Raw genomic sequence first — 1,971 nt, forward strand, 5'->3', positions numbered from 1 at the left:
TCTTTGTAAGATCCAAGAACGGACTGAGCCACAATAAGGACGAATACAGCTCGCCGGAAGACTGTGCGGCAGGAGCAGAGGTGCTTTACCACACCATGCTGAAACTGGCTGCAGAAGATTAATATCCTGCTTGACATAAGATACCATAAAGTGGTATACTTATCATCGGAATACTTTTTAAGTTCATATGATAAATAGCAAGAGCGCTGTCTGAACCACACCAGGCAGCGCTCTTGTTGTTTCTGCATTTTTGAAGACGGCTGAAAGAATCCGGGAGGGAAGAAGCTGGTAAGGCGGTTTTCGGCAATATCATAAGTGATATTAGACAGCACAATCTGGATCATGTCAGCCTGTGTCATGAAAAAATGCTTGATTTGTTTTAACAAAGCACAGAATCATGTGTGCAGTTTATACATTACATATTACAGTTTAAACCTCAGTGGCTACATTTTGTACAAAAGCTATTGAACAATTCTAAAAAAACGATAAACTATAGATATGTTCAATGAACTGGCCAGTTCGGATGAGGAACGAGAAAATGAGAAAAGGGGAAAGAAAATGGAAAAGAAAAAAGGATTGTCGATATCCCTTACAACGCAGATCCTGATCGCGACAGTAGGTGGTATCGTATTCGGTTCCATAGTAGGACCATGGGCGTCCAACTTAAAATTTATTGGTGACATCTTCATTCGTTTGATTCAGATGTCAGTTGTACTTCTGGTTATGTCTGCTGTTGCAGGAGCTGTAGGAAGCGGCGATAATCAGGACGTAGGAAAGATGGGATTCCACACATTCAAGTGGATCATCCTCTTCACTTTAATATCTGCCGGCCTTGGCGTAGCGCTTGCTATGATCGTTAAGCCAGGTCTGGGAATTGAAATTGCAAGTGCAGAAGAAGTTGCCAACGCAACCGTACAGGCTGCTTCCCTGCAGGATACTGTTTTAGGTTTCTTCTCAACAAACATTGTAGGCTCCATGGCCGACAGCGCAATGGTTCCATGTATCGTATTCGCACTGTTCTTCGGCGTTGCTATGGGCGCTTATACAAGCCAGAGCGGTAACAGAAACATGGTAGACTGGATCAAAGGATTCAACTCCATTATTACGAACATCATCAAGAACGTTATGACAATCGCACCAATCGGTATCTTCTGTCTGTTAGCAAACGTTGCTGGCGCAACAGGTTTCAAGGTTCTGATTCCTATGGCAAAGTTCCTTGGCGTTCTTCTGATCGGCGACTTAATCCAGTTCCTTCTGTATGGACCTCTTACAGCAGCTCTGTGCAAGGTTAATCTTGCAAAGTTCCCGAAGAAGTTTGCTAAGATGTCCATGATGGCTCTTACAACAACATCCGGCGCGATTTGCCTTCCGACAAAGATGGAAGACGAAGTTACAAAGTTCGGTGTTAGCCGTAAGGTAGCTGATTTTACAGGCCCTATTACAATGTCCATGAACAGCTGTGGCGCTGCTCAGTGTTACGTAGTTGCAATCTTCTTTATGGCACAGTCTACAGGCATTCAGATGACTGCATATCAGATGGGTATGGCAATTCTGTTATCCTGCTTAATGTGTCTTGGAACAATCAGTGTTCCTGGCGGTTCCGTAATCGTTTATACTTTCCTTGCTTCTTCTTTAGGACTTCCGCTGGAAAGTATTGCAATCCTGATCGGTATCGACTGGTTCGCAGGTATGTTCAGAACTCTTATGAACGTAGACGTGGACGTTATGGTTGCTATGTTAGTAGCAAGCAAGCTTGGTGAGCTTGACCGTGACGTATATAATGAGAAAAAGGTGGTACAGTATTAATGATTAATAAAGACAGGCTTTTCAACAGACTGATGGAACTTGGTCAGATCGGAAATACAGAGGACGGAGTATACTGTATGGCTCTTTCTAAGGAAGAGAATGAAGCCCATGCACTGGTAAAGAAGTACATGGAAGAAGCAGGAATGACCGTACATATGGACGCAG

Annotated in this window: 1 protein-coding gene; it reads left to right on the plus strand. The window is 43.5% G+C overall.

Translation table 11 applies throughout. The features are described from left to right. The first annotated feature begins 558 nt into the window (after nt 1–558). Complete coding sequence (locus tag DXA13_RS20565; RefSeq protein WP_118246845.1) at nt 559–1,806, plus strand: dicarboxylate/amino acid:cation symporter; 1,248 nt, start codon at nt 559–561, stop codon at nt 1,804–1,806. The last annotated feature ends 165 nt before the right edge of the window (nt 1,807–1,971 follow it).

It is taken from the genome of Clostridium sp. AM58-1XD (assembly GCF_003464085.1).
Taxonomy (GTDB): domain Bacteria; phylum Bacillota; class Clostridia; order Lachnospirales; family Lachnospiraceae; genus Lachnoclostridium_A.